The sequence below is a fragment of the Staphylococcus sp. GW821-FHT11H10 genome (assembly GCF_058807855.1).
In genome coordinates this window covers 1-20,049 of the sequence record NZ_JBXARC010000032.1, presented here as the reverse complement: position 1 = coordinate 20,049, position 20,049 = coordinate 1, and the positions used below count along the sequence as shown (strand labels likewise).

Here is a 20,049-nt window from a genome sequence, read left to right as displayed (position 1 = left end):
ATAAAAAGAACCGTAGGTCTCTTCAGATCTACGGATTTTCCCCATGCCACGAAATTAGCATCATGCTAGCAAGTTAAACGAACACTGACATGATATATTAGTGATTAGCTATATTTTTTACTTTGCAACAGAACCGTTTTTTACATTGTGTAATAAACTTAAAGAACAAGACACACGTAAACTAGAAATACCTTTTGATGAATTAAAACATCTTAGTAATTATTACTCACGATCACAAGCGCGTTTTATAAAAGATTTAGAACATGTATACGATAAAATGTTGCATTTAACTTATACAGAACGTAACGAGCAATCATTTGAAAAATTTGTATTGTTCACTTCTTATAAAGTTGATATAAAAAAACAATACCTGTCTATTAGTGTTAATAATGATTTGAAGCATATACTCAATTCAATTACTGCTGATTTCACTAAATTTGAACTACAGGAAATGACACAACTAAAATCAACTTATGCAAAAAATATGTTTAGATTACTAAAGCAATATAAACATACAGGATATTTCAAAATTCAAATTAATGATTTCAGAGAACGTTTAGATATTCCGAAAAGTTATCGAATGAGTGAAATTGATAAGTATGTATTTAAACCAATAATTAAAGAATTAGGCTTTTTATTTAAAAATCTCAATATTAATAAAATTAAAGCTAAAAAAGGACGAAAGATTGAATGGTTAGAATTTTCTTTTGAACCTGAGAAACGTATTCATTCGAAACGACAATCTAATATGATAAGTACAGGCAAACCAAAACAATATATAAGCCGTGAAATGACGCCACAATGGTTAAAAAATAACACTTATCAACCAACCACATCTAAGACATCTGCGTATACAGAAGAAGAACGTCAAGCGTTTTTACAAAAAATGAAAAAGTAAAGGAGACCCAGTTATTTGATGAAAACTGTAAAGGAAGTTTCTGAACTTTTAGATGTCTCTAAACAAACAATTCATTATCATTTAAAAAGTTTACCTTCAAATTTGAAGGTAAACAAAGTAGGTAACAAATCATTAATAGATGATAATACAATAGATTATCTAAAAACAATTTTAAATAAAAAAACGACAAAAGAATCGACAAAATTTGATGAAAAATCGACAAACAAAACAGAATCATTAAATAACCAATATAGCAGTTATATCGATAAATACATAGAGCATTTAGAATCAGAAATTCGACAAAAGAATCGACAAATTGATGATTTAACAATTGCATTAAAACAAGAACAATCTTTGAATTTAAATAGCCAAAATATATTAAGTAATACCAAAAAAATAGAAACTGATAATATAGATTCAAAAGAAGATATCATTACTACAAAAGCATCAAAAAAAAATGAACAAAAACAATCTATCTTTTCTAAACTATTCAAAAAAAAATAATGTATTCACGCCTTTAGGCGTGAATACATTATTTTCTCTAAAAAGAAATTATCACTTGTTAATTATAATATAGTTAATATTTAGCAAGTGAAGTGTGGTTTATCATATGCAAAAATCCCACTACTGTCCAAAGCAAAGTAGGGTTTTTATTTAATATACAAAATACAAAGCATTTCTATATTGACAAAGGATAAAAATCATACTAACTTATGAATATATGAGCATATATTCATAAGTTAGTATGATTTTCTTCGAGTAACAAAACATTAATTGAAATTTTATATTTTTTAACTCTATAGTTATAAAAACAAAAATTCAAATTATAGAAAATATTTTTCATCATTAAAAAGAGGAGGGATTAAATGGAAAACGATCACAATCATAATCATACACATGGCGCGAACAAAAAGACTTTATTAATTAGTTTTATTATTATTACAAGTTACATGATTGTAGAAGGGTTAGGTGGTTTCTTTACTAACAGTCTTGCGTTAATTTCAGATGCTGGTCATATGTTAAGTGATTCTATTTCTTTAGGTATTGCTTTAATTGCATTTACTTTAGGAGCGAAGCAAGCTAATACAAATAAAACTTTTGGCTACAAAAGGTTTGAAATACTAGCAGCTGTACTTAATGGTATTACTTTGATGTTAATAGCTATCTATATTTTTTATGAAGCTATTGAGAGATTTAAAAACCCCCCTGAGGTAGCTTCTACAGGCATGTTAATTATCGCCTTGGTAGGCTTGTTTATTAATATTATTGTGGCTTGGATAATGCTGCGTGGGAGCGATGTAGAAGAAAACTTAAATATGCGTGGAGCATATTTGCATGTAATAAGCGACATGCTTGGATCTATAGGTGCAGTTATAGCAGCCCTTCTCATTATATTTTTTAGATGGGGGTGGGCGGATCCTTTAGCAAGTGTGATTGTAGCAATTTTAGTACTACGTAGCGGCTTTTATGTAACAAAATCAAGTCTTCATGTATTAATGGAGGGAGCACCAAGCAATATAAATACAAAAGACATTATTAAAACTATTAAAAAATTCAAAGAAGTTAAAAATATTCATGACTTTCATGTTTGGTCAGTAACTAGCGGATTAAACGCGTTATCTTGTCATATTGTTGTAGAAGATACAATGACCATTACTGAAAATGAGTTTTTACTTAAACGTATAGAACATGAACTCAATCATCAAAATATTCAACATGTCACAATACAGACTGAAACTTCTAACAATAATCATAGTGAAAAATTGTTTTGTATCGTGAAAGAAGAAGACAGTCAACATCATCATTAAATAAACAGCCATTATTTTTTAATAATGGCTGTTTATTTAATTATTCCAATATATTTAATATATCTTTTTTGTTATTTTCAAATCCCACGTAATATTTAAACAACTTTTTTTTACCCCAAAAAATTTTTTTATAAAAAACAAATAAGGGAACAATTCGGTTGCCTGATATTTTTTTCATTTCTTCTTCTAAGTCCAAATTTTGACTTACATCTTTATGACTATAACTAATCTCTTGAGAGTTTAAATACCTTTTTGATTCTTGGCAATCAGAGCATGTAGGTCTTGTGTAAAGCTCAAGTTGTATATTTTTATCCAAATATATCTCTCCTAATATAAGTTTTAGCATACATTTTATACAAGTGTACCTCTTAAAACAAACTATAAATATTAATTTTTTATATGAAACTTTTGTATTGACTTATACCTACTAGGGGTATAATATAGATTCCAACAAGAGATACCCCGTTAGGGTATATGAGGAGGGGTGAAATTGAACACTACTACTGTTAAAAACAATGACGCATTGCTCAATAGACTCAAAAGATTAGAAGGACAAATGCGCGGTTTACAATCAATGATAGCAGAAGATAGATATTGTATAGATGTACTAGTACAAATAACAGCAATACAATCAGCCCTAAAACAAGTGGGTTTTATAGTAACTGAAGACCATATATCTAATTGTGTAAGTGAAGGTATTAAAAATGGCAACGGAGAAGAAAGTATCAAAGAATTGATGGTTGTATTAAAACAATTTTCAAAATAGGAGGAAAGAAATAATTGAGTGAAAATATTAAAAAAACCTCATTAGGTATCACAGGCATGACATGTGCAGCTTGCTCGAATAAAGTAGAAAAAAATCTAAATAAATTAGATGAAGTTAACGCTAATGTAAATCCTTCTACAGAGAAAGCTACAATTGAATATAACCCCAATGTTACATCATTAGAAGATATTGCAAATACAATTCAAAAAACAGGTTATGGAGTTTTAACCGAAAAAGTGGATCTCGATGTAATGGGAATGACGTGTGCAGCTTGTTCGAATAAAATCGAAAAAGTTTTAAATCGAATCTCAGGTGTAAATAAGGCTACAGTTAATTTAACCACAGAAAGTGCTACTGTAGAATACAACCCTGATATGACGTCTGTAGATGAATTTCAACAACGTATTAAAAACCTAGGGTATGAGGCACAACCTAAAAAAGAAGCATCAGAAAAAAGTTCCCAAAAAGAAAAACAATTAAAACGACAGTTAATTAAATTAGTTGTTTCAGCTGTTTTAGCAGCTCCATTGTTAATGACAATGTTCGTTCATTTATTTGGTATTCAAATACCACATATATTTATGAACCCGTGGTTCCAATTTGTATTAGCAACGCCTGTTCAATTTGTTATTGGTTGGCAATTTTATGTAGGCGCTTATAAAAACCTTCGTAATGGGTCAGCAAATATGGATGTTCTTGTCGCTTTAGGTACAAGCGCAGCCTTCTTTTATAGTATTTATGAATCGATTAAGTGGTTAATTAATACAAATTATGAGCCACACCTATATTTTGAAACAAGTGCTGTATTAATTACTTTAATTCTTTTCGGAAAGTATTTAGAAGCACGTGCTAAAACACAAACAACAAATGCGTTAAGTAAATTGTTGAATTTACAAGCTAAAGAAGCACGTATATTACGCAACGGTGAAGAGACTATGGTTCCTTTAAGTGAGGTAAAAGAAGGAGACTATTTAGTTATCAAACCAGGAGAAAAAATACCAGTAGATGGCAAAATAATTAAAGGTATGACTTCAATTGACGAGTCAATGTTGACAGGTGAATCTATTCCTGTTGAAAAAATGCAAAATGATAATGTTATAGGATCAACAATGAATAAAAATGGAGCAATTACTGTTGAAGCAACAAAAGTTGGTAAAGATACAGCTCTTGCCTCCATTGTTAAAGTTGTCGAAGAAGCGCAAGGTTCTAAAGCGCCAATACAAAGACTAGCAGATATTATTTCTGGATATTTTGTACCTATCGTTGTAGGTATCGCGATTTTCACATTTATTATATGGATTTCATTAGTTCAGCCGGGACAATTTGAACCAGCCTTAGTTGCTGCAATAGCAGTATTAGTTATCGCTTGTCCTTGTGCGTTAGGCTTAGCTACGCCTACTTCTATAATGGTGGGTACCGGAAAAGCTGCTGAAAATGGCATTCTATTTAAAGGTGGAGAACACATTGAAGGTACACACGCTATTAATACAGTTGTTTTAGATAAAACTGGCACTATAACAAATGGCACACCTGAAGTCACTGATTTTAGTGGAGATGATCAAACATTACAATTGTTAGCTAGTGCAGAAAAAGGTTCTGAACACCCACTAGCTGAAGCTATCGTAAGTTATGCTAAAGAAAAATCATTAGAATTTTTAGAAGTAGACCATTTTGAAGCTATACCAGGGCGCGGTATAAATGCAACAATTGATGGTAAAGAACTTTTTGTCGGAAATCGAAAACTAATGAGTGAAAAAGGAATCCAAACTAATGAAGCTGAAACAAATCTCGCTCAATTTGAAAAAGAAGGAAAAACTGCAATGCTTATAAGCGTAGATAACGAATTGAGAGGGGTTGTCGCTGTAGCTGATACAGTTAAAGATACTGCCCAACAAGCTATTCAAAAACTTCATGAATTAGGTATTGAAGTTGCTATGTTAACTGGTGATAACAAACGTACCGCACAAGCAATAGCAAAACAAGTTGGTATAGACACGATTATTGCAGAGGTTTTACCAGAAGAAAAAGCTTCTAAAGTAGCAGAAATTCAATCTGAAGGTAAAAAAGTAGCTATGGTTGGAGATGGTGTCAATGATGCTCCAGCACTAGTTAAAGCAGATATTGGTATTGCCATTGGTACAGGTACAGAAGTTGCAATCGAAGCTGCTGATATAACTATTTTAGGAGGAGACCTTTTATTAATTCCAAAAGCAATAAAAGCAAGTAAATCTACAATTCGTAATATTCGCCAAAATCTATTTTGGGCGTTTGGTTACAATGTTGCAGGTATCCCTATAGCAGCAATTGGTCTGCTAGCACCTTGGGTTGCGGGAGCAGCAATGGCTTTAAGTTCTGTAAGTGTTGTCACAAACGCTTTACGTCTAAAACGTATGAAATTATAAGAATCTTATATTTCTTGAAAGGAGGTGACAACATTGACTAACGAAGTTATTAATGTAGAAGGTATGAGCTGTGACCATTGCAAGCATTCAATTGAAAAAGCATTAAATGGATTAGATGGTGTAACATCTTCAGAAGTAAGCTTGGCGAATGGGAATGTGGAAGTTGAATTTGATGAAAATCAAGTAGCTTTCAACGACTTTAAAGAAGCTATTGAAGATCAAGGTTACGATGTAATTAAATAATTTAAATAGTTGGGCATATCGTTTAATGATATGCCCTTATTAAAAATTAAGGAGGATAAAAATATGAATCATAATCATGAATATCATTCAAACAAACCCGAAATTAAAGCAAATGTTGTATATAGAGATGGTAATATAGAAATTACGTTAGAAGATGAATTTAATAATGCCCCATTATTAGATACTATGCATGAAAAAGAAATGCATTTCGTTTTAGTATCTAATGACATGGAGAAATATTACCACCTACACCCTCAAAAAAAGCATGAAGGTTTATTTATAATTAACCAACAATTAGAGCCAGGAACTTACCAGGCTTTTGTTGATGTTACACCAAAAAACCATGTGTATTCCGTTCATCCTATTGAACTGCAAATTGGAGATAAAATAACCTCTACAACATCTTTAAATTCTGATAAAAATTGGGTAAAAGTTAACAAAGGAGTTCATGTAACTTTAAATTCTATAAGTGCTAAAGAAGATGAACATGTCCCTTTAACTTTCAATACAGAATTAACTCCCCAACCTTATTTAGGAGCTTTAGGACATGTGATTATATTTGATGAGCAATTAACTGATTATATTCATGTTCACCCAGAATCACCTGATTCTACAACCTTTTATGCTCATTTTCCTAAAAAAGGGATGTATAAAATTTGGGCAGAATTTAAATTTAATGATGAAGTGCATAGATTTACTTATAATATTAAAGTTGCATAAATCTATTAGCAAAAGCTTAAAAATCAGTAAATTGTAAAGAGTTATTTAGATAATACAAAACGCTTTATAAAAAATCGAAAATTTAAGATAGAAAGTTGATGAAGAAAGTATCAAAAAATTGTAGTGGTTGTTTATATTGCAACATTCACTGAATTTTTATAGTTAATAACCTATTATTTAAGGAGTAATTTATTGATTAAGTTTGAATATTTTGAGGAGAAAGATTTTGATTTATTAATAAACTGGATAAACTCTCCTGAACTTTTAGTCAAATGGGCAGGTACAGATTTTAATTATCCCCTAGATGAAGAACAATTAAAGGAATATATTAAAGACACAAATAAAGAAAATTCTAGTAAAATAATTTATAAAGTTATCATTGAAGAAAATAATTCAAAAAAAATTATAGGTCATATTGCTTTAAATAATATAGATTTTAAAAATTGTTCCGCCACGTTAAGTAAAGTTTTAGTAGGTGATCCGCAAATGCGTGGCCAAGGATTAGGCCCTAAAATAATAAAGAAATTATTGAAAAAGGCTTTTGAAGATTTGGGACTACACAGAATTGAATTAGGTGTTTTTGCCTTTAATAAATCAGCTATTAAAAGTTACAAAAAGATTGGATTTATAAAAGAAGGAGAAAAAAGAGACTTTAGAAAATTAAATGGAGAATATTATAATTTATGGCAAATGAGTATGTTAGAAAGCGAATGGTCTTGAATAATTTTAAACAAAAATAGTCCTCTTATTTTAATAAGAGGACTATTTTTGTTTATTTAGAGCGTACTCTAGTCATTTATTTTGTAAACCTTCCATATATAAGAACCAAAATAGTATAAATAAATATTATTAAAAACATAGTCGTGAACATAGACTGAATAAAACAAATAATAATATGATATACAACAGTAGGAGTGGACCCTAATATTTCTACAGACGTATTATTCAGTTTAAATATTAAATAATCGAAGAGAAATGAACTTCCTATTATAGATACGAGTCCAATGATAGGTAAAGTAAGAAATAATAATTTTCCCTTTTCGTAGTTTCTATATAATGCTAGAAATCTATCCTCATCTTTGTACATATGATCCAATAGAATTTTAGCAATTTTATAAGAAACTGGCACAGCTATAATTATTAATATAAAAATTGCAAATGGATTGGAAAAACTTAAAAAATATGTAATATAAATTGAAATCAAGGGAATTGTCGATAAAAAGCATATATCTAATATAAGTTTTTTGTCTTCCCTTCCATTACTTTTCTTTTCAAGAAATTCTATATCTTTTTGATACTCTTCGTTGTTTTGAATGTTTTTTAAATATAATTTAACCTTTTTCATTTAATACTCCCATCTTGTCTTTGTATTCAACTAATTAGCCTTAATGTTAGCAATTTTATAGTATCAAAGAAAATCAATAATTCTAATTATAGAATTGCACTTACTTTTCTTATATTTTTGCATTCATCTACACTTGGTGATATACTGAATTTAACAAATAGTGTACTAGCATGATAAACACCGAGCCCGATAACTACTGCGAATAGTTATCGGGCTCTTTTGGTGTATTAGCTATATGTCGTCGCTAAATTACTTCTCACGATTATTCAGCCAATGAGAAAATAATGTGAGTATAACTCCTACTACGATAGGAGCTATAATAGTTACAAATAGTGTACTGAACATGATGTCACCTCCTTCCATGCTAAATACAGCACAGAAGTGAACGACGACCTTTGTATTATACCATTTCTAATAATTGAGTTACAGATGACTTCCGATAAGTGAACTTATGTCAAAAGTATTATCTATTAAAAAACAAATTACCTTTATTATTAAGTCTACTTAGTCATAATCAAAGTCATATTAGCGTACATAATTAAGTCGAATTATGATTTTTAGAAAGCGCGTATTGGTCACTTGTATGATTTATCATACTGCTTATAAAGTATAAATAAATGAAAAATGTCTTACTCATGTTTGATAAATTCTTGTGATATTTTTTATATTAAACACTTACATTTTTGCTATAAAAATATTTTTGTACTCATCACTTTTTGAATAAAGTATCTCAAACATATCCCTAAATGATTCATTATAATGAACATAAAATAAAAGTAATAAGAAATTATTTAGGCCTTATTATTCAAAAACAAATTATAAAAACATCCAAATCTAAACAGAAATATGGTCAAAAAGAGCTAAAACAAAATACAAAATGAGGTACAAAAGGACGCATTTGTTACATCAATATTTGATCAATCAAACCTAAAAATTAAAATAAGATCACACTTAAGTGGTCTTATTTTTTATACGAAAAAAGTCCAAAAAAACAGACTCTATGGAGTCTCGATATCAAAAAAATCAGACTCTCGAGAGTCTAAAAAATTTTAAAGCCCGTCAAATCAACGTTAAGTAGAGTATTCTGACAATTAAAAGTGGTCTTGTAACAATTGTAAAGAGTCTGCAATAAAATGTGATATCACCCTCTTTAGTCAAATGCCTAAGAATGCTTATAATCACCTTTATATAAAGCTTTTAAGCTATATATGGTGAATAATTGAGCAGAACGAATAAAAGGTAAATCTTTCAGCTATGCTGAATACCACCAAAGGTGGTACTGGATTTCCTTATGCTCATACTTGAGACTCCGAAAACAGACTCTACTTTTTGTAATATTTCCAAAAGTAAAACGTACTTGGAGACAAAAGAGGCTATTCTTTTCTTCATTTTTTTACTTTAAGTTCTTATTTTTATTTTCAAAATGAGTATTGTTAGTAAAATGATTGGAGATAAAAAAAGAGAAAACTAAGTAAATATCTTTACTTAGTTTAGGATAGAAAAGTTCAAATTTAAAATTTTATTCGGTCCGTTTCTTGAACATTAACGACTTATTTTTTACCTATATTGAATCCACATTTTGATTTTTTTGAACGATAAATGCGACCATTTATTTCCGTTCATTAACAAAATAAATAGCAAAAACGATTTTACTAAGTCACTTTTATAACTACAAAGGATTGATAAAAAATATAAACACGGTTAACACTTTTACATTTTTAAAAGTTAAAACAACACTAAATGATTATTTGTTTTTCATTTTATGCGACATGTTTGAGCCATTATTAAACGAAGAATACTCGTTTATAGAAAAAAATAGGACTAAAACGTTTCTGTTTTAGTCCCACCTACTTGCTTAACTACAGTTCATTTTCAGATTTACTTAATTGCCATTGAAGATAAAGTTCGACTGCAGTTAACAGAACATTAATCATTGCCAAAGTAACCTTAATCTTTTTCTTATTACGCATAAGAGTTCCTCCTTTCTTTAATAGCAGCATGCTATGTTGTGAAATTGTGACATTGTATTGATGTTATTTTGTTATCTCCTCCTTTACCTTTCGTTTGGTCTAGGTGGTTGCTTTAGCAACCACTTGATTAATAAAAAAAGAGAACATCTATTTAAAGATGCTCTCTAAATAAATCATTATTAATTAAATAAAGAAGTGATGGGTAAATGATCACGTCGTTTATTAAGCGTATGCATTTCAGCGAATTCAGACTTAAGAGATTTCATTAAGTATCCTTGCATTGATACAACGGTTTCATTTTTTTGAATAAGCATAGCTTTGAAACGTTTAAGAACATGAAGTATTTCTATTTCCATATCTTCTAACAAGTAGTAGCTATCAATCGCATTGTTGAAAGATGTTTTGGCTTTTAATAATACAGTTTTGATAATTTTAATTTCAGCTACTTCAAAGTTACTTAGATAGTTTTGAATACTTTGCGGTAGTTCTTCGAGTAATTGAAATTTTAAAGCCTCATTATTAAAGTTTGAATTGTCGTGATTTGAATGATTTGTATGATTACTAGGAAAAGTTAGTTTATTATCATTCAAATCATCCGTATCATTATTCTCAGTCTTAATATAATCAGTATCATTATAATCAGTATCATTAGGGTCTAAAATTTGGGATTCTGGACTCCCAAATTTTGAGAATCTGGAGTCCCAAAATTCGGGATTCTGGAGTCCCAAAATTTGGGAGTCCTTGTCATTATAGGTTATAGATGAGGATTGAATACTTTTTTCTACATTAATATTAGTTTCTATATCATGCAAATATAATTTATTAGGTTTATTAAATCCTGTACGTATTTGTTCAAGTAACCCTACTGCTTGAAGTTCTTTTTTAATTTTAGTAATTGTATTCTTGCTTTTATCTAATATATTCTGGAGACTTTCATTTGTAAAAATGAAATATATATCCCCATTATCATCGACCCAATTATTTTTAATCGACAAGCTAACTCTATCGTTGAGAATTGCATAAGTAACTTTGGCACTATCACTTAATTTTTTATATTTTTCATTAACAAATAATGCTTTATGTAGCATATAAAAGTTTTGATTTGCTTGATTTTTAATATTTTTACGAGACATAATAAAAAACCTCTTTCCAATTAAATTTGAATAGAGGTAATAAAACATTACAAATCCACATAACTTTTTGACTTGCAAACTGTAGATATTGTTGTATATAATACATATATCAAATTAAATAGCTAACGTATTGTAACGTTTTATTACCCAGTCCCAACTATTACCAGTAGTTGGGACTAAAACGTATTATGGACATTATATCATTAAAAAAGAACATATAAAAGATATTATAATCCCACTAAAAACCTTTTATAAACACTTGATAAGATTATTATCAAATGTTTATAAAAGGTTTTTTAAGAATACTTAAGATCCCTTTATAAAAGTATTTATGATAAAATTTATTTATAAAGGGTTGATAAAGTATTTATAAAGGGTTGAAGATATGAAGAGCGTTAAAGAAATAAGTGAAGAATTGGAAGTTAGTAAACAGACTGTATTTAATAATATAAAAAGATTGAATATAGAAACAGTGAAACAGGATAATACTTCATTCATTAAAAATGATGTTGATGTAGAAAAAATCATTCAAAGAGTAATCAGAAATAAAAAGAAATATGGCTTTGAAAGTGCTAATGTAAGTTCAGAGAAAGTTAAAACAGATAATAAAAAAAACGAATCTAAATATGATGTTCAAATAATTGAACTACTCGAAAAGCAAATAGATACTTTAAATAAACAACTTGAAAAACAAGAAAAACGTCATGAAACGACAATAGAATTTTATAGAAAAGAATTACAAGAAAGGTCGAAATTACTTGAAAACCAACAAGTATTAGCATTAGAAAGTAACAAAAAAATACAAAGGTTGGAGTCTGAGTTAGAAGAAGAAAGGCAACTCAATTATTCTGCTAATAAGAGGCAGGACATTGAAGTTCAAGAAACAATGGAAAATATGGATTCTATAAATAATGACTCAGATAGTCAAAAAGAAAAAATGGTTTCCCATTTTAGGGATGAAAGTAAAGATAAACATGAGGATAAGCAACAAGATAGTGAACTGCAACAAGGTAATAAAATAGATGGTGAGCAGAAAGAGGATATCAGAAACGAAAATCATTCTAAAAAAAGTTTTTGGAGTAAACTGTTTGGTAATTAAAAATGACTATAAAAGGTGTATCAAGAGTTTATAAACCCTTGATACACCTTTTATAGTGATGGAACTTCTGATAATCATCAGTTATGTTAAACTCTAACAAAAACTAAATTATCAGAAGAATTATCTAGGGTATTAAACATAGGTAAATCAATTTTCTATCGCCAATAGTATAAACATCATCCATATTAATCTGAAGATAGCTACATAATTCTTTAACAGCATAGCCTTTATTTGTATAAGGCGCCATAAACTCTATTAAATATGGTTTGTTTTGAGGTTTCTATGTTTAATCATTTAATTTTTCATTATATAAATCGAATAATTATAAAAAGTCATCATACTTTTTATTTTTTAAAAATATTTGAAAATTTAATAGTAATCCAATTATAAGATCAAATATCATTATCATTATAATCAAGGCAACTATAATCACTGTGACACTCGTTACATAACAAGCTAGTAATCTCCAGATAAAATTGACATTTTCACCAATTCCATAACTTAACATATTACAAAGTAGTAAAAGAATAATAATACCTATACTGTAAATTAAAATTGTCAGTGTATATTTTTTAATAACTCTATTAGGAAACAATAGTTCATCTATTAGGTTCTTTTTCACCAGTATCTCTCGTTCAATTCTATCTTTGTCACAGATTTTGATTTTACTATTTTTTATTTTTTCCTCTAATAAAATAACCTCGAACGATCTGCTAATTTTTAATAAATATGCAGGAAAAGCTAATGTTAAGCATAATGTAATTAATTCATTTACATTGTTCATGTAACTTATAAAATAGATGAAAGTTGCTACTAGTGCTCCTAAAAATATAGTTATATTAAGTTCTACATCAAATATTTTAAAAATATCTGCTCTATTCATCAGTTAATCATCCTTTCAAGGTTTATTAATACTAATAAATTATTAGATATAGGTATATCATATTATTAATTTAAGAAATTGTCTTTTATAATTTTACTTAATAATAAAAAAGTAGAACCATTTAAAATTAATGGTTCTACTTTTTAACTATTACTAATTTTAAAAATAAACTAATCTACAATATCTAAAAATATATGTTTAGTACTATTTTTGTTTAGTTATATCAAGTGATTTGGGAATTAACAAATAGACAACTATTGAAATGATAATCATGATAATCCCACCTACTAAAGCAGTTGCTACAAAAGCATCATTAAATGATGTTACAGCCTCGTTTGCAAGCTGTTTTATCCCCGTAGCTTTAGCTACTTCGACAGCGCCCACTACAGATTCTTCAGCTACATGAGCTAAATCTCCAACTATACCTTTTGATGAAAAAGATGAAATATCTAAAAATACACGATAAAGCATAGAAGATAGGCTACCAAGTACTGCTACACCAAAAACATTTCCAAGGTCATACATAGACTCTTCAACAGCAGCTGCATTACCTGCTTTTGATGTAGGTGTTTCTAACATTATTAGAGCAGATGCAACTGCTAGTGAAGCCGTACCAGCTCCAACTAAAATTAATGCTAAAGCCATTGTAGAATATGATAATGGATGACCAAAGAAATACATAATAAACATGCCAATGGCTGCAATTCCAATTCCGGAAGGTAACACTATTTTCGGTCCAAATCGCGCCGCTAATCCGGGTGCAATTGGTGCAAACACCATATCTCCTATTGCCATAGGTAATAGGTATAAGCCAGCTTTAAAAGGAGAAAGTTCTTCCACAACCTGTAACCATTGTGAAGCTAATAACAAAACAGATGTCATTGCAAACATTGTCATAAATGCAGCAATTGTACCAGCTGAAAATGATCTCTTTTTAAAAAGTCTTACGTCTAACATTGGATCAGAACTTGATAAATTACGTTTAACAAATATCACTATCATGGTAATTGCTAATACTATTACAACCCATGGAATAATATCTGCTAGTCCTTCTTTTGAAAATTCTTTGATACTCCATACCAGTCCAATCATGCCTGCAATTGATAAAATTGTAGAAGGAATATCCCACGAGTGAGACTTTTCTTTTGATAACTTAGACTCTGGTAATAAAAATAAACCTGCTACAACTGCTATTATCACAAACGGTACATTAATTAAAAATGCCGAGTGCCATGAAAATTGCTCAAGTAAAGCTCCTCCGATAATTGGTCCAAAAACAGCACCTATCGATGAAACGATTGACCATACAGCTAATGCAGTGGCCCTTTCTTTAGGGTTTTCAAAAATTACTCTTATCATTGAAAGAGTAGTTGGCATTATTAAAGCACCTGCAATACCAAGTAAAAATCGAATAGCTATTACGAACTCTGCACTTTCTGCGAAAAATATAGCTAATGAAACGAGGCCAAATAAAGCAAATCCAGTTAATAATGCTTTTTTTCTTCCCCATTTATCAGCAAAGGCACTCAATGGAATTATAAAGCCAGCTAAAACAAGAGAGTATATATCAACTATCCATAACTGTTGGGTACCAGAAGGCTCTAACTCTCTTACTAATTCCGGTAAAGCCATAATTAATATTGTCATATCCATTGTAACAACAAACAAACTAACAGCTAATACTACTAGTGCAGTCCATCTTTTTTTTGATGTCATCATATCAGTAGTTTTTGTAAAAAATGAAATCATTTAAGTTCCCTCCAATCCTTATAGACCGTTCGACCGGTCTATAAGGATTATAATCTATTTTTTTACATATTACAACAAAAAATCTTGCGAAATTTAAATGGCTGTATTGTGTTATACAATTATTCTTTGAATTTTTTGTGCTATCATTGATAGTACTTAATACTCATTAAAGGCGTGATGAACTTGAAAGATAAAATACTAGGTGTCGCAAAGGAATTATTTATAAAAAATGGATATAATGCCACTACTACTGGAGAAATTGTTAAATTATCAGAAAGTAGTAAAGGGAATCTTTATTATCACTTTAAAACAAAAGAAAATCTATTTTTAGAAATTTTAAATATAGAAGAATCTAAATGGCAAGAACAGTGGAAAAAGGAACAAATCAAATGTAAAACTAATAGAGAAAAATTTTATTTATATAATGAACTATCTTTAACAACCGAATACTATTATCCACTTCAAAACGCAATAATTGAATTTTGCACTGAATATTATAAAACTAATAGCATTAATGAAAAAATGAATAAATTAGAAAACAAATATATAGATGCTTATCATGTAATTTTTAAGGAGGGTAATTTAAATGGCGAATGGTGTATTAATGATGTTAATGCTGTTAGTAAAATAGCAGCAAACGCTGTTAATGGAATTGTTACCTTTACACATGAACAAAATATTAATGAAAGAATTAAACTTATGAACAAGTTCTCTCAAATTTTTTTAAATGGACTTAGTAAATAATTATATATATATTCTTGAAATACCAATAAATATTATTTCTAAATTACGTTCATTATTGATAAAAAATTTAAATAGTATTACTACACAAAAAGAGAGTGCGAATTCGCACTCTCTTTTTTCTTGTATAATTATTAAAAGATCATTTCAATAATATAATATGAGTTTTGAGACTCTGTGAGAGCCTCTTATTTGCATTGACGACCCATTTATCAAGATGATCCCTTATCATGCTTAATTCTATAAACTGTCTGTCTTGTGATATTAACTTCTTTCGCAATCTTACTAATTGCTTTCCCTTCTTCTAACATTTCCACCACGCGATGATAAATAATACGTTTCTGTGGGTCTTTGGCATTTGGTGAATAAAGTAAGGGGCGCCCTTTATATACGCCTTTTTCCTTCGCAACTTGAATTCCTTGCGCTTGTCGACGTTTACTTTCATTTCTCTCTTGTTCTGAAACCATTGCTAAAATTTGAACGATTAAATCTTTCATAAACTTATCCAGTAATGGATTGCCAATCACTTCATTCATCATAGGTAAGCTGGTAATCATTAACTGAACGTCTTTCTCTTTTAAATAACTCACAGTTTCAATAATTTCATCATAATCACGTCCCAAACGATCAATAGATTCCACAACGAATCGATCTCCCATTCTGACAAAATTGAGTGCTTCTTGAAATACAGGTCTATTTTCCACTGACTTTCCCGACTGTTTCTCTGTAAAGATTTTCTCCACACCAAACGTCTTTAAATTATCCAATTGTCTTTCTAAATTTTGATCTATCGATGATACTCTCGCATAACCTATAATCATTCATCTTCACTCCATAATTAATATACACCCTAATCATACGTTCTAATTGCGATAATTTCAACAACTCATTTTGTATGATTAGGGTGTACTCAAAGTGTACATATCTATAATTAAAACTTACTAAAAATAAATATAGATTTTTTCTTTGTAACAGAACCGTTCATTTGAAGGTCATCTCTATCATAAATATTTAAATTAACTAAAAATTTTAATCATCTGTTTAATACTTATGAAATGTATTTACGGTAGGTATTAAAATTGATGAAATTTATATAAGTGCTTTCAATGAAAATGACCGTTTATTTATCCTCCTGATTTAAGGAGTTAGAAATTTCGAAAACGATTCTTTCCATTTGTTGCATTTGTTCCATGTCCAGATATTTAATACATTATAGAAAACCAAAGACCATCACTAATTAAACGCAGTTTTAAAATTTCATCAGGATTGCCTTCGTCTTTAAAATGGGCCTCTTTTAATATAAGTTCTACTCTTTCATACCTAACTCTTTCAATGCCATCGTTTCATACGCCGATTCTCCTGATTCCATAGCAAACTCAGCGATAAACATTGGGAATACTGCATTGAGTTCTATTATATGCTCTTTCATTCGTGGCCATATTTCACCTCCAGCTTTACCGTATGCTGTTATAAGTTGCTCTAATCCTTCGTCGTCGAATACACGATGGTGTCCTATAAAGTCCATTGATGGGTCGGAGTGGGTTGCTTCAGTCCAGTCTATGAGACCTGTGACGTTTGCTTGGTTATCTACCATTATATGTCCTGGATGTAAGTCCCCATGTATCATGGTCGCATGTCGAGGCCATAGTTCGTCGTTTTCTAACCATTGTTTCCATCTGTTCCATAATTCATCTGATACGCCATAAGTTTCTTTAACTTTATTCATTCTTCTTTGAAAGTCATTTTTTATTTCTTGTATGGTTTTGATATTTATATGCTGAACGTTAATGTTTTCTTCTGGTATGTTGTGTAAATCTACGAGTGTTTCAGCTAATGTGTTAATAAAGTTTTCTGGTAATGGTTTGTGTTCAATTTCCCATACATAATTTTGTATTTCTGGATCTATTGTGGCTGCGGGTTTACCTGTAAGTTTTGGGTAAGCAATAAGGTCTTTTGCATGTACTTTCCACTTCGGTATTTCAAATGAAACATTCTTCTGTAAGAAGTCTACCGTTTGTTTTTCGGGTTTTGTTCTTTTATAAACGTCAGGTCTTCTTGGTAGTCTCAAAACCCATTCTACTCCATGTTTATCTTTTCCAAATGCAACTTGAAAATCAAGTCCCGATTCATTCAATGAGATTGTTTGAGGTTGGATGTGTAATTGATATTTTTCTGCACATTTAATAATTTCATTATGTCGAGTCATTTTATTGGATCCTTATTTCTATTATATTTTTCTTGTGAACGTATTTTTTATATTGATATAAATGAACCTAATATTCAATATAAATTAGTGTATAGTTTTTAAGTTATATCATGAATAGATTGTCCTGTTAATTCCCATTTTTTATCTGATACATGTTTAACAAACCTTGTATCATGTGATGTAAACAAAATGATTCCAGGATATTTATTCATAAACATTTCTAATGCTTCTAATGTTTTAATATCTAAAAAATTAGTTGGTTCATCCAAAATTAACATATTCGCTTTCGTTGAAAATAATACTGCTAACGATAATTTCGTTCTTTCCCCACCACTCAAAACATTACAAGAACGATCAAGTGCTTCATTTAAACCCAAGTTATTTAAAATAGCTCTACTGAATGATTCTGATGAATCCGTTTCATCCATTAAATATTGCAATAATGAAACGTCACGCATGTCTTCATAAGCAAGTTGACGATAGTATGCCATTTGCACTTTAGGAGAACAATCAATTCCCTCTATTTGGTGGTAAATAGCTTCAAGTAAAGTTGTCTTACCTACACCATTTGCACCTACGAGCGCTATATTTTTGCCATATGGTATTTGGAATCGTACTTGTGTTAGCAGTTTTTGACTTCCTTTAACCAATGTTAGATTTTGTGCAATGATTGGATAATTATTATGGATATCATAAATTTTATTTTGTGGGAAATTGAATTCATGATAACTTTGTGGTTTTTCAACTTCTTCCAAATGTTCCATTCTTTTTTCAATATGCTTAGCTTGTTTTTGAGCAGCCTTCTCAACCGTGCCTTTTTGTTTTGATGCACTTAAACGATCTGGTGCTATACTTTTGTTTTTTTGTTTTGATGATGCTTGTGCCATTTGTTGCGCTTGATTTCGTTTAGCTTTACTGGCTTGGGACAATCTTTGTTTTTCACTTATATACTGTTCATATTGACGTTGTTGTTCTAACTGTTCTTGTTCATATTGATTTTGATACTGTGTGTAATTACCTTTAAACACTCTTATTGTGCCATCTTCTTGTATATCCCAAATTGTGTCAGCAATTTGGTCTATAAGTGCTCTATCATGACTTACTATAATTAAAGTACCATAGTAATATTTTAAAATATTTTTCAGATAATCTTTACCAATTTTATCCAAGTGATTTGTAGGTTCATCTAAAAGTAATATCGGACTATAATTTGATATGACATTAGCTAATTTATATTTTGCTTTTTCACCACCACTCATACTGTCGGTTGTATGCATAGGTATATGGAGTTCACTCATTAAACTACCGTCTAACGTGTTAAAATCATTTTCCACATCCATGTTAAGCTGTTCAAAATATTGAATTTCGCCAACCGTTTCAACTGTTCCAGATTCTGGTTTTGTTTTTTGAGCAATCATATTTAGTAATGTGGTTTTGCCAGTACCATTACCCCCAATAAGTGCTATTTTTTCAAATTGGTAAGCGTAAAGATGACCGATGTTAAGTGATCGTAAATCTGTCAATTTATGATTGATTTGGTTAAATTTAATTGTATATTGTTCCATATTTATACACTCCTTGTATATTTAAAGGACGTGTACGCAAAAAAATGAGACAGGCTACTCCCGTCTCATTCACATTACACTTTCAAACACTTAAAAATTTATTATGATGTTTTAGTATTTGAAAGCGTTTATTATTCCTATCGAAGGATAAAAAATGACATAAGTCATCCTATGAGTGTGTATTGCGGACAAGCCTTTTTGAATTAATTTAGTTTTGTATTCAAAAAGGTTTATTTGAGTCTCATAGAAGCTGTCATTTTAATCCTCCTTCATCGATAAAATAGTAATGTTAATATAACATTTTGTTGGTTTTTTTACAATATATCTCTAAGTAGAAAGATTATATAACAAAAGTATAAAAATACAATTTTAGATTGATTATACATCTCCTTAATTTAGAGTGTACTCATAAAATACGGTTCTGTTGCAAAGTTGAATTTATAATATAATTTTAACAAAAAGGAGTCTTCTGTATGAACTATTTCAGATATAAACAATTTAACAAGGATGTTATCACTGTA

Annotated in this window: 19 protein-coding genes and 2 pseudogenes; 11 read left to right on the top strand and 10 right to left on the bottom strand. The window is 29.7% G+C overall.

Annotated elements, in window-relative coordinates; translation table 11 throughout:
• The 4 genes and pseudogenes from AC1RRU_RS11825 to AC1RRU_RS11810 all read left to right on the top strand — a co-directional run.
• Positions 1 to 77 (top strand): annotated as a pseudogene (locus tag AC1RRU_RS11825) (IS6 family transposase); the annotation flags it as partial.
• A 23-nt stretch (positions 78 to 100) separates the two neighbouring features.
• Positions 101 to 898, top strand: a complete 798-nt coding sequence (locus AC1RRU_RS11820) for a replication initiation protein (RefSeq protein ID WP_002497232.1) — start codon at positions 101 to 103, stop codon at positions 896 to 898.
• 18 nt (positions 899 to 916) lie between these two features.
• Entirely contained in the window at positions 917 to 1,402 is a 486-nt protein-coding gene (locus tag AC1RRU_RS11815; RefSeq protein WP_002440848.1) for a helix-turn-helix domain-containing protein, read from the top strand.
• Positions 1,403 to 1,764: 362 nt separating this feature from the next.
• Complete coding sequence (locus tag AC1RRU_RS11810) at positions 1,765 to 2,706, top strand: cation diffusion facilitator family transporter (RefSeq protein WP_001831389.1); 942 nt, start codon at positions 1,765 to 1,767, stop codon at positions 2,704 to 2,706.
• A gap of 40 nt (positions 2,707 to 2,746) precedes the next feature.
• Here the strand turns inward: AC1RRU_RS11810 and AC1RRU_RS11805 are convergent, their stop codons facing one another.
• The gene (locus AC1RRU_RS11805; RefSeq protein ID WP_001831374.1) at positions 2,747 to 3,022 is read right to left on the bottom strand and encodes a glutaredoxin family protein; all 276 of its coding nucleotides are present in this window, start codon (positions 3,020 to 3,022) and stop codon (positions 2,747 to 2,749) included.
• A 174-nt stretch (positions 3,023 to 3,196) separates the two neighbouring features.
• Here AC1RRU_RS11805 and AC1RRU_RS11800 point away from each other — a divergent pair, with 174 nt between their 5' ends.
• From AC1RRU_RS11800 to AC1RRU_RS11780, 5 genes are all read left to right on the top strand, one after another.
• Positions 3,197 to 3,472: a metal-sensing transcriptional repressor gene (locus AC1RRU_RS11800; protein WP_001831396.1), complete on the top strand. Its 276-nt coding sequence runs from the start codon at positions 3,197 to 3,199 to the stop codon at positions 3,470 to 3,472.
• A 14-nt stretch (positions 3,473 to 3,486) separates the two neighbouring features.
• The gene (locus AC1RRU_RS11795; RefSeq protein WP_001832797.1) at positions 3,487 to 5,874 is read left to right on the top strand and encodes a heavy metal translocating P-type ATPase; all 2,388 of its coding nucleotides are present in this window, start codon (positions 3,487 to 3,489) and stop codon (positions 5,872 to 5,874) included.
• Positions 5,875 to 5,907: 33 nt separating this feature from the next.
• On the top strand, positions 5,908 to 6,117 hold the full coding sequence (gene copZ, locus AC1RRU_RS11790; protein WP_001831373.1) for a copper chaperone CopZ: 210 nt from the start codon (positions 5,908 to 5,910) through the stop codon (positions 6,115 to 6,117).
• 63 nt (positions 6,118 to 6,180) lie between these two features.
• Positions 6,181 to 6,837, top strand: a complete 657-nt coding sequence (locus tag AC1RRU_RS11785) for a DUF8832 domain-containing protein (RefSeq protein WP_001831384.1) — start codon at positions 6,181 to 6,183, stop codon at positions 6,835 to 6,837.
• Positions 6,838 to 7,029: 192 nt separating this feature from the next.
• Complete coding sequence (locus tag AC1RRU_RS11780) at positions 7,030 to 7,557, top strand: GNAT family N-acetyltransferase (protein WP_001831394.1); 528 nt, start codon at positions 7,030 to 7,032, stop codon at positions 7,555 to 7,557.
• A 76-nt stretch (positions 7,558 to 7,633) separates the two neighbouring features.
• Here the strand turns inward: AC1RRU_RS11780 and AC1RRU_RS11775 are convergent, their stop codons facing one another.
• The 3 genes from AC1RRU_RS11775 to AC1RRU_RS11765 form a co-directional block, all read right to left on the bottom strand.
• Positions 7,634 to 8,182, bottom strand: coding sequence for a hypothetical protein (locus AC1RRU_RS11775; protein ID WP_493196595.1), 549 nt, complete (start codon positions 8,180 to 8,182; stop codon positions 7,634 to 7,636).
• A gap of 249 nt (positions 8,183 to 8,431) precedes the next feature.
• Entirely contained in the window at positions 8,432 to 8,527 is a 96-nt protein-coding gene (locus tag AC1RRU_RS11770) for a type I toxin-antitoxin system Fst family toxin (protein ID WP_000493115.1), read from the bottom strand.
• A 1,804-nt stretch (positions 8,528 to 10,331) separates the two neighbouring features.
• Complete coding sequence (locus tag AC1RRU_RS11765; RefSeq protein WP_002500634.1) at positions 10,332 to 11,285, bottom strand: replication initiator protein A; 954 nt, start codon at positions 11,283 to 11,285, stop codon at positions 10,332 to 10,334.
• A 385-nt stretch (positions 11,286 to 11,670) separates the two neighbouring features.
• Here AC1RRU_RS11765 and AC1RRU_RS11760 point away from each other — a divergent pair, with 385 nt between their 5' ends.
• Positions 11,671 to 12,384 (top strand): DUF536 domain-containing protein, encoded by a 714-nt coding sequence (locus tag AC1RRU_RS11760; RefSeq protein ID WP_002500633.1) that lies wholly within the window; start codon positions 11,671 to 11,673, stop codon positions 12,382 to 12,384.
• A gap of 124 nt (positions 12,385 to 12,508) precedes the next feature.
• Here the strand turns inward: AC1RRU_RS11760 and AC1RRU_RS11755 are convergent.
• The 3 genes and pseudogenes from AC1RRU_RS11755 to qac all read right to left on the bottom strand — a co-directional run.
• A pseudogene (locus tag AC1RRU_RS11755) lies at positions 12,509 to 12,643 on the bottom strand (HAD hydrolase family protein); the annotation flags it as partial.
• A 63-nt stretch (positions 12,644 to 12,706) separates the two neighbouring features.
• Complete coding sequence (locus tag AC1RRU_RS11750) at positions 12,707 to 13,267, bottom strand: hypothetical protein (RefSeq protein WP_001077893.1); 561 nt, start codon at positions 13,265 to 13,267, stop codon at positions 12,707 to 12,709.
• A 204-nt stretch (positions 13,268 to 13,471) separates the two neighbouring features.
• Positions 13,472 to 15,016: a QacA/B family quaternary ammonium compound efflux MFS transporter gene (qac, locus tag AC1RRU_RS11745; protein WP_002449598.1), complete on the bottom strand. Its 1,545-nt coding sequence runs from the start codon at positions 15,014 to 15,016 to the stop codon at positions 13,472 to 13,474.
• Positions 15,017 to 15,193: 177 nt separating this feature from the next.
• Between qac and qacR the strand changes: the two genes are divergently transcribed.
• Positions 15,194 to 15,760: a multidrug-binding transcriptional regulator QacR gene (gene qacR, locus AC1RRU_RS11740; protein ID WP_001832666.1), complete on the top strand. Its 567-nt coding sequence runs from the start codon at positions 15,194 to 15,196 to the stop codon at positions 15,758 to 15,760.
• 209 nt (positions 15,761 to 15,969) lie between these two features.
• On the opposite strand, the gene AC1RRU_RS11735 is transcribed toward qacR, so the two are convergent.
• The 3 genes from AC1RRU_RS11735 to msr(A) all read right to left on the bottom strand — a co-directional run bounded on the left by AC1RRU_RS11735 (position 15,970) and on the right by msr(A) (position 19,528).
• Entirely contained in the window at positions 15,970 to 16,578 is a 609-nt protein-coding gene (locus tag AC1RRU_RS11735) for a recombinase family protein (protein WP_000583527.1), read from the bottom strand.
• Between the two features lie 485 nt (positions 16,579 to 17,063).
• Entirely contained in the window at positions 17,064 to 17,963 is a 900-nt protein-coding gene (locus AC1RRU_RS11730; RefSeq protein WP_000196697.1) for an Mph(C) family macrolide 2'-phosphotransferase, read from the bottom strand.
• A 98-nt stretch (positions 17,964 to 18,061) separates the two neighbouring features.
• A complete protein-coding gene (gene msr(A), locus AC1RRU_RS11725) occupies positions 18,062 to 19,528 on the bottom strand; it encodes an ABC-F type ribosomal protection protein Msr(A) (RefSeq protein ID WP_000438873.1) in 1,467 nt (488 codons plus the stop codon).
• Between the last annotated feature and the right edge of the window lie 521 nt (positions 19,529 to 20,049).

Bases quoted from the DNA above. Each gene is read 5' to 3' on its own strand.
- AC1RRU_RS11815 (WP_002440848.1), top strand. From the start codon at position 917: ATGAAAACTGTAAAGGAAGTTTCTGAACTTTTAGATGTCTCTAAACAA.
- AC1RRU_RS11810 (WP_001831389.1), top strand. From the start codon at position 1,765: ATGGAAAACGATCACAATCATAATCATACACATGGCGCGAACAAAAAG.
- AC1RRU_RS11785 (WP_001831384.1), top strand. From the start codon at position 6,181: ATGAATCATAATCATGAATATCATTCAAACAAACCCGAAATTAAAGCA.
- AC1RRU_RS11775 (WP_493196595.1), bottom strand. From the start codon at position 8,182: ATGAAAAAGGTTAAATTATATTTAAAAAACATTCAAAACAACGAAGAG.
- AC1RRU_RS11770 (WP_000493115.1), bottom strand. From the start codon at position 8,527: ATGTTCAGTACACTATTTGTAACTATTATAGCTCCTATCGTAGTAGGA.
- AC1RRU_RS11765 (WP_002500634.1), bottom strand. From the start codon at position 11,285: ATGTCTCGTAAAAATATTAAAAATCAAGCAAATCAAAACTTTTATATG.
- AC1RRU_RS11760 (WP_002500633.1), top strand. From the start codon at position 11,671: ATGAAGAGCGTTAAAGAAATAAGTGAAGAATTGGAAGTTAGTAAACAG.
- AC1RRU_RS11750 (WP_001077893.1), bottom strand. From the start codon at position 13,267: ATGAATAGAGCAGATATTTTTAAAATATTTGATGTAGAACTTAATATA.
- qac (WP_002449598.1), bottom strand. From the start codon at position 15,016: ATGATTTCATTTTTTACAAAAACTACTGATATGATGACATCAAAAAAA.
- qacR (WP_001832666.1), top strand. From the start codon at position 15,194: ATGAACTTGAAAGATAAAATACTAGGTGTCGCAAAGGAATTATTTATA.
- AC1RRU_RS11735 (WP_000583527.1), bottom strand. From the start codon at position 16,578: ATGATTATAGGTTATGCGAGAGTATCATCGATAGATCAAAATTTAGAA.
- AC1RRU_RS11730 (WP_000196697.1), bottom strand. From the start codon at position 17,963: ATGACTCGACATAATGAAATTATTAAATGTGCAGAAAAATATCAATTA.